This window comes from Bacillus sanguinis (assembly GCF_018332475.1).
Lineage (GTDB): Bacteria > Bacillota > Bacilli > Bacillales > Bacillaceae_G > Bacillus_A > Bacillus_A sanguinis.
Genome location: NZ_BOQB01000200.1, coordinates 1 through 7000 on the forward strand (window position 1 = coordinate 1; position 7000 = coordinate 7000).

The 7000-nt window shown below is 35.0% G+C and carries 8 protein-coding genes; 2 read left to right on the forward strand and 6 right to left on the reverse strand.

Features of this window, described 5'->3' with window-relative positions; all coding sequences use genetic code 11:
* Nucleotides 1-339: 339 nt before the first annotated feature.
* On the reverse strand, nt 340-993 hold the full coding sequence (locus tag KI369_RS20375; RefSeq protein ID WP_212957183.1) for a CPBP family intramembrane glutamic endopeptidase: 654 nt from the start codon (nt 991-993) through the stop codon (nt 340-342).
* A 671-nt stretch (nt 994-1664) separates the two neighbouring features.
* Here KI369_RS20375 and KI369_RS20380 point away from each other — a divergent pair.
* The gene (locus KI369_RS20380; protein ID WP_212957184.1) at nt 1665-2255 is read left to right on the forward strand and encodes a TetR/AcrR family transcriptional regulator; all 591 of its coding nucleotides are present in this window, start codon (nt 1665-1667) and stop codon (nt 2253-2255) included.
* A 172-nt stretch (nt 2256-2427) separates the two neighbouring features.
* Here the strand turns inward: KI369_RS20380 and KI369_RS20385 are convergent, their stop codons facing one another.
* The 3 genes from KI369_RS20385 to KI369_RS20395 form a co-directional block, all read right to left on the reverse strand.
* Nucleotides 2428-3060: a LysE family translocator gene (locus tag KI369_RS20385; RefSeq protein WP_212957185.1), complete on the reverse strand. Its 633-nt coding sequence runs from the start codon at nt 3058-3060 to the stop codon at nt 2428-2430.
* Between the two features lie 153 nt (nt 3061-3213).
* On the reverse strand, nt 3214-3471 hold the full coding sequence (locus tag KI369_RS20390) for a DUF3963 domain-containing protein (protein ID WP_212957186.1): 258 nt from the start codon (nt 3469-3471) through the stop codon (nt 3214-3216).
* A 146-nt stretch (nt 3472-3617) separates the two neighbouring features.
* Nucleotides 3618-4097 carry a GyrI-like domain-containing protein gene (locus KI369_RS20395; RefSeq protein WP_212957187.1) on the reverse strand — a complete coding sequence of 160 codons (480 nt, stop codon included), beginning with the start codon at nt 4095-4097 and terminating at the stop codon, nt 3618-3620.
* 110 nt (nt 4098-4207) lie between these two features.
* Between KI369_RS20395 and KI369_RS20400 the strand changes: the two genes are divergently transcribed.
* Nucleotides 4208-5170, forward strand: coding sequence for a helix-turn-helix transcriptional regulator (locus KI369_RS20400; protein ID WP_212957188.1), 963 nt, complete (start codon nt 4208-4210; stop codon nt 5168-5170).
* 107 nt (nt 5171-5277) lie between these two features.
* Here the strand turns inward: KI369_RS20400 and KI369_RS20405 are convergent, their stop codons facing one another.
* Nucleotides 5278-6027, reverse strand: a complete 750-nt coding sequence (locus KI369_RS20405; protein WP_212957189.1) for an ABC transporter permease — start codon at nt 6025-6027, stop codon at nt 5278-5280.
* Complete coding sequence (locus KI369_RS20410; protein ID WP_212957190.1) at nt 6028-6789, reverse strand: ABC transporter ATP-binding protein; 762 nt, start codon at nt 6787-6789, stop codon at nt 6028-6030.
* Between the last annotated feature and the right edge of the window lie 211 nt (nt 6790-7000).

Here is a 7000-nt window from a genome sequence, read left to right on the forward strand (position 1 = left end):
TTCCCCCTATTTTATTAAATAAAATATCTGTTATACATAACATATATTGAAATTTATTAAGTTATATTATTAAAAAAGTAATTAAAACAATATGGACATATTGTTTTAATTGTAATAGGGCTACTATTAAGCTAACAAGATCAAAATTGACGTTGTAGGGGCTTAGCTTAATAGCGAGGTGTGGGGCTTGTATATAAAAAACCACAGTTTACACCCAAACTGTGGTTTTTTGAAGTGCAAGGAATTACATGAATCATAAGTCGCTGTCTAAATTGTACTCCTCATTTATCAATATCTGTATCTAGTTTTCAACTTCATAACAGAGCTAAGTTTAATTTCTTACAGAATGAAACCAAGGCAATTGTTTAATATATGTATCGCCATGACATATGCAAGAGATCTTTTAGAAATAAGATAAGCCGCAGTAAGTATCACTGCGCCAGGTAAATAAATAGCAATATCCGAAAGCTGATTCGTATGAAGGAGTGTAAAAATTAGAATCGAAATGATAGATGCAATAGCAGTACCAATATAATGTGAAAAACGATTCAATATTATATGACGAAATATAATTTCTTCAAGTATTGGACCTAGAATACCAAATACAAGCAATGTAAATATAAGAGGTGTCTCCGCGCCCTTTTCAAGGAGCTGTTCTTGGTTCTCTGGCTGACCAGTTGCTAGAACACGCATAACAATCTGTTCCACAATTACCGTAAATAAAACCACCATAGGAATACTTACTATTTTCAAAATTATCTTCTCTTTAAAATAAGTAAAACTTTCAATAATTTCTTTCCTAAAGAAAATTATTCCTACAATAGCAGGTACAGTCAAACCGATGGCACTAAGGGCAAATTCTGATTCAACTAAATTACTATTAGTTAAAAGTGAAATGCCAAATAATATGAACAAACCAATTTGAAGTAGTGCAAACATTGTATAAACTATTAGCATAATAAGTTCTTTTGTATTCATTTTAATAAAGTTCACTTTACTACCTCCATAATGAAATTACTTAGAATCTTTGATTTTTCTTTCTGCATAACGTTCTCCTTCTAAATATATATAAGTTTTAAAACCGGACGGTTCGGTCCGGAAACTAATGATACTATAAGTTTCTAGTTTTTTAAACCCCCTTTATAAATTATTAACAACATCAAAACGGTAAAAGCAAATAAATTTATATCTCAGTTTCTTATTTACAATCAAATTCCAGTACTCATTCATTATTAACGATTCGTCCTTTATAGTATGAAGTGATACAGATATTAATCGCAAGATATCCTAATTAAACGAAGTGAAAGTGGCAAACATTTTAGCTAAACATATTAATTAAAATTATATATAATACTCATATGTCTATACGTTAAAATTAACTATATATTTTTCACCTTATACGATTTTATATACAATTAGTTGTATAATATGACTGAATTAACTAACTGGTCATACTATTTTTGACAGCAAATTCATTCAAACAATATAGATAATACAATTTGATTAACCTCTTTTCAAACTGTATTGTTTGAGGATTCCATCAGATAGGGATTAATAAGATATTTTTGCTCCAAACTTATTTATACTTACAAAAAAATCAAGAAAATAGAGGGTAAACATTACCTGGAATATTAAGCTCGTTTTTATTAGGAGGATTACAAAGCATGACTAAAGTTGATAAGGTAAAAGAAAAGATTATTGAAACATCTTTATATTTATTTAATACTAATGGAATAACACGCACATCCATCCAGGATATAATGACAGCTACCGAACTACCTAAAGGATCTATTTATCGTAGATTCAAAAATAAAGAAGAAATTGTCCTTGCTGCCTACGACAAAAGTGGTGAGATTATGTGGAGTCATTTTCATACAGCAATGGAAAATAAAAAGACAGCAATTGATAAAATCCTTTCAATTTTCCTTGTATATCAAGATGCAGCTAATAATCCCCCTATTGCTGGAGGCTGTCCATTGCTTAATAGCGCAATTGAAAGTACTGGAGTATTTCCAGAATTACAAACAGCAGCGGCAAAAGGCTATGATGATACAGTAATGTTAATGGCTTCTCTCATAAAAGAAGGAATAGAGAAACAAGAACTTAAAGAAGATATAGACATTATATCGCTCGCTTCTTTTCTTGCATCATCAATGGAGGGCGCTATTATGGCAAGCCGAGTATCTAACGATAATATACATCATCAATATTTTATTGAACAAATAAAACATCATCTTTCCTCTTATTCTAAATAAGTGAGAACTTATATTGCTTTCATTCAATTTTTATAGACTTAAATTGAATAAACCCCTCTCATAAAAAGTGGCTTCTGTTTATGAGAGGGGTGAATAGTTTTTAGCAAAGGTAGCTTTTTAGACGTTATATATTATGCTTACAACCAATCTGTTTTTTTACATACCTCTTCTCTTACTGTCGACGTTCAAAAGCAAGACGTACAGCAAGCCCCGTTAAAACACTTGCCATAAGCCAACGCTGCACTCGTAGCCACGTTGGGCGTGTGCCAAACCATTTCGCAATCCGACTTGCTGTAAATACAATTAGGAGGTTGACTATAAAGCTAACAGTGATTTGCGTAAGACCCAAAACTGCACCTTGTAGAAGCAACGATCCCTTCTCAGGATCTTCAAATTGAGGTAACAGTGACACATATAAAATAGCAATCTTTGGATTTAGAAGATTAGTCATAAGCCCCATCAAAAATAATTTCCGTGGTGGCTCATTAGAAATAGTACGAGGTTCCATAATAGAAGTAGCACCCGGTTTTATCGAATTCCAGGCGAGCCAAAGCAAATAAGCGGCACCTGCCCACTTGACTATTTCATAGACAGCAGGAACAGCAAGGAATAGAACTGTAAGTCCGAACATTGTTGCGATTATATAAATTACAAATCCGAGCATAATGCCCAAAAGAGAAATAAATCCTGCCATACGCCCTTGCGTAATAGAACGAGAAATGAGATAAATCATATTAGGCCCCGGTGAACAAACCATGCTAAGCGAAACAATTGCAAAGGCTAACAAAGTACTAAAGCTAACCATAAACCTTCCCCCTTTATGCTACATAAAATTTCCTATTGTACATTTTATCATGATTAAGGAGAGAAAAGATTAATATAAGCCGATACAGCTAAGTAATATGATCGGATCGAATGTATGGTAATCATATAACTACGCCTTCTCTTAAAGAGAGATTTAAAAATAACCTATCCATAGTGATACTAAAGCAACTACTAACAAAGCAAAACAAATTGTGATATTTCGAACCCACTTTTGTATATCATCAAAATACCGTTCTATAAATATAGCGTTGATATACACGATAAGAAATAGAACAACGAAAGTAAAGGACCCCAATTTATCGTTGAATTTTTCATTGGTATATGTGCTTACATGAAGGAATAGAAAAACAAACACTACTATGAATAGCTCAAATATCCGTCTTTTATTCAACCTGCCACCACCTTACATTATTTTCCTTTTATTCCATTTTATCAGAACATAATGTGTAGTAGCATATGAATAATTTATTTATGTCAAAAAGGCCAACAATTCAATATTGTTAGCCTCTACTTTCCATATTCTTACCTTTTATCACTTTATTTCCTAACAACTGGAATCCACATTTCACCAAATACTAAGCCGTCTCTCTGTCCCATCTCAACTGTTGTATTCGGCCCACCAACATAAGCAAACTTATTTGCATCTGGTAAAGCCTGACCGAAGGCGATACCAGTAAGCTTATTACTTAGCTCTTCAGCTGTCTTATCTTCCCCTTTTACTACTAAGTATTCTCCCTTAGGAAACTGGATCACTCTAGATTCTTCTTCTATTTGTGCTTCTGTCATAACACCAGCATAATACATCATCTTGTTATTCACTGCTTCGCTCACAGAAAAAATGTAATCATTTGTAGCTAGAGCTTTTAAAGTATCCAGCCGACCATCTTCTTTAACAGCCGACCAAAAGTCGTCTTTTTCTTTTTTTATTCCAACAAAATCTGTATATTCACTCTTAATTTCAGTTCCAATACCTAACACAATAAAGCTATCTTTTTCTTCAATCGTATAATTTTTCATATTCAAAACCTTCCTTTTTTTAAAATGAATCAAATGATTTATCTTTTCATCTGATGAGTTTATAATAACTTTAAATCATGTCAAAAAATGATACTGTTTAGGAGATTCCAATGAAAAAAGTTGAACGGATTAATACAATTATGCGATATATCAACAATCGCTCCCACTTTACAATTACTGAAATCATACGAGAATTTAACATATCACGATCGACAGCTATTAGAGACATTAGAGAAATTGAAGCTATGGGAATGCCACTTGTCGCTGAAGTTGGGAGAACGGGTGGATATTTTGTTATGCATAATTCTATCCTGCCCGTTGTTCGCTTTACTGATAATGAAGTGAAAGCTCTTTTTATTGCCTTTATGGCTACGAGGAATCAACAACTTCCCTACCTAAAGAGTCGTCAATCTTTATCCGAAAAACTACTAGGACTCATCTCAGAAACTCAGCAAGATGACCTTGTTCTTTTAAATCAACTCTTGCTGTTCCAAGGGACTAATCCTCATAATCCTGATCTACTTGAGCTTTCTGATCTCCCCCACCCTATGTTAGAAAAACTTATTCAAATCCTTCTTTTGGATAACCATTTATTGATTACCATTAAAGAAGATGAAGAAATCAAGTCTTATCCAGTTTATCTATTACACCTGTATCAAGAAAAAAGCCAATGGATCATTGAAGGGTTTGACTTAAAAGAAGAAAAGAAGAGGATGTTTCCTGTCGATGATCTCACCAATATCGAACCATACACGACGAATAAAAGGCTCAATAAGAAAAAGATTTTAGAAAAACTAAGTAAGAAGGCTGAAGCAATTAACCTTGTACTTGAACTTGGTCCGACAGCAATTGCACAGTTCAAAAAATACCATCCTTTCAAAGTTTCAATATCTTACACAAATCCTTATCAATCTACAGCCATTTTAAAAACATTTATCGATGTTAACAATTCCGATGAACTGACAGAGATAACAAATTGGCTGCTTTTCCTAGGGAAAGATATTACAATAAGGGAAATGCCTGAAGAAGTATTAGAAGTTTTACAAGAACGAATCTCCTTATATTGCCCATGAGAGATAATCCGTATTTTCTACCATGAGTGCACAGCAAATGATAAAAGCACGGAAAATCTCCCCGTGCTTTTTCAAAAATATATATAATTTCGGATGACTTAATTCACTTACCCTAACTGACGTTTAAATGCTTTACTAGCGAAGAAGTAAGCAATAATCATAATTCCGACGCACCAAGCGAGTGCAATCCAAATATCGTTGCCAACAGTTCCTTCATATAATAAAGCACGAATCGCATTCACGATTGAAGTTACAGGCTGATTCTCAGCAAATGCACGAACAATTTTTGGCATCGTTTCAGTAGGTACGAAGGCTGAACTAATAAATGGAAGAAAAACGAGTGGGTACGAGTATGCTGTCGCCCCTTCCATAGACTTTGCTTTCAGCCCTGGAATAATAGCTAGCCATGTTAGCGATAACGTAAACATTCCTAATATCCCAGCTACTGCAAGCCACTCTAGAATATTCGCATTGGAACGGAATCCCATTAAGAGCGCAACAAGAATAACAACTACGATAGTAAGTACATTAGCAACAAGAGAGGTTAAAACATGAGCCCATAATATCGATGAGCGCTTAATAGGCATCGTAATGAAACGTGCCATCAGTCCACTCTTTACATCCGTAAAGAGTCGCACGGAAGTGTAAGCTACACCGGATGCGATAGCCATTAGCAAAATTCCCGGTAATAAATAATTAACGTAGTTTTCCGTTCCTGTCTTTATCGCGCCGCCAAACACGTAGACAAACAATAGCATCATCATAATTGGTGTAATCGCTACAGTAATAATTGTATCTGGACTACGCATAATATTGCGCATTAAACGCCCTAGTAATACTCCTGTTTTGCTCTTCATTTACATCTCCCCCTTTTTACCAATAATCGCAAGGAAAATTTCTTCCAATGTCGGCTGCTTCTCGATATACTCCACTTTTGCTGGCGGGAACATCTCTTTTAGTTCAGTAAGAGTACCTGTCGTAATAATTTTTCCGCCATGCAAAATAGCGATACGGTCAGCCAGTTGTTCTGCTTCCTCCAAGTATTGAGTTGTGAGCAAGATCGTTGTGCCACTGCCAGCAAGTTCCTTAACTGTATCCCACACTTCAATCCGCGCTTCTGGATCAAGTCCAGTCGTTGGTTCGTCTAGAAAAATAACTGCTGGCGCCCCGATTAAACTCATTGCGATATCAAGTCGGCGCTTCATCCCGCCTGAATACTGATCTGCCCTCTGGTTGGCCGCATCTGTCAGGCTAAATCTTGCAAGTAGATTGTCAGCGACTTGAGCGGGACTAGAAACACCACGTAACTTGGCGATCATGATCAAGTTTTCCCTCCCAGTAAGCATGCCGTCTAAAGCTGCGAACTGCCCTGTCAAACTGATACTTTGCCGAACATGATCTGGTTGACGCTTAATATCAAATCCGCAAATACTTACTTCACCATCATCTTGCTTCATTAACGTCGAAAGGATATTGACCGTTGTCGTCTTGCCAGCTCCATTTGAGCCTAGCAGCGCGAAAATTTCACCACGCTGCACATCAACATTCACGCCCTTTAAGACTTCTTTATCTTTAAAAGATTTTTTTAACCCTTTTATAGAAATCGCTGCATTGCTCATACTTTTTCCCCCTTATATAATAAATTACCTATACCCTCTATTTAGTATCACTGATATTCTGTATTACTTAGTAGTGGTTTAAAAATATAACTGAATAGCGATGGTGGCAGTTCACATTTATAACCAGCTAATCAGTCGATATTACGTATTACATTTATTTTTTTCTCAATTTCTTCATGATACTTTCATTCAAATCTTCACGATACTTAGA

What these genes read in the sequence shown, in the direction of transcription:
- KI369_RS20380 (WP_212957184.1), top strand. Translation starts at nt 1,665, where the DNA reads ATGACTAAAGTTGATAAGGTAAAAGAAAAGATTATTGAAACATCTTTA.
- KI369_RS20385 (WP_212957185.1), bottom strand. Translation starts at nt 3,060, where the DNA reads ATGGTTAGCTTTAGTACTTTGTTAGCCTTTGCAATTGTTTCGCTTAGC.
- KI369_RS20395 (WP_212957187.1), bottom strand. Translation starts at nt 4,097, where the DNA reads ATGAAAAATTATACGATTGAAGAAAAAGATAGCTTTATTGTGTTAGGT.
- KI369_RS20400 (WP_212957188.1), top strand. Translation starts at nt 4,208, where the DNA reads ATGAAAAAAGTTGAACGGATTAATACAATTATGCGATATATCAACAAT.
- KI369_RS20405 (WP_212957189.1), bottom strand. Translation starts at nt 6,027, where the DNA reads ATGAAGAGCAAAACAGGAGTATTACTAGGGCGTTTAATGCGCAATATT.
- KI369_RS20410 (WP_212957190.1), bottom strand. Translation starts at nt 6,789, where the DNA reads ATGAGCAATGCAGCGATTTCTATAAAAGGGTTAAAAAAATCTTTTAAA.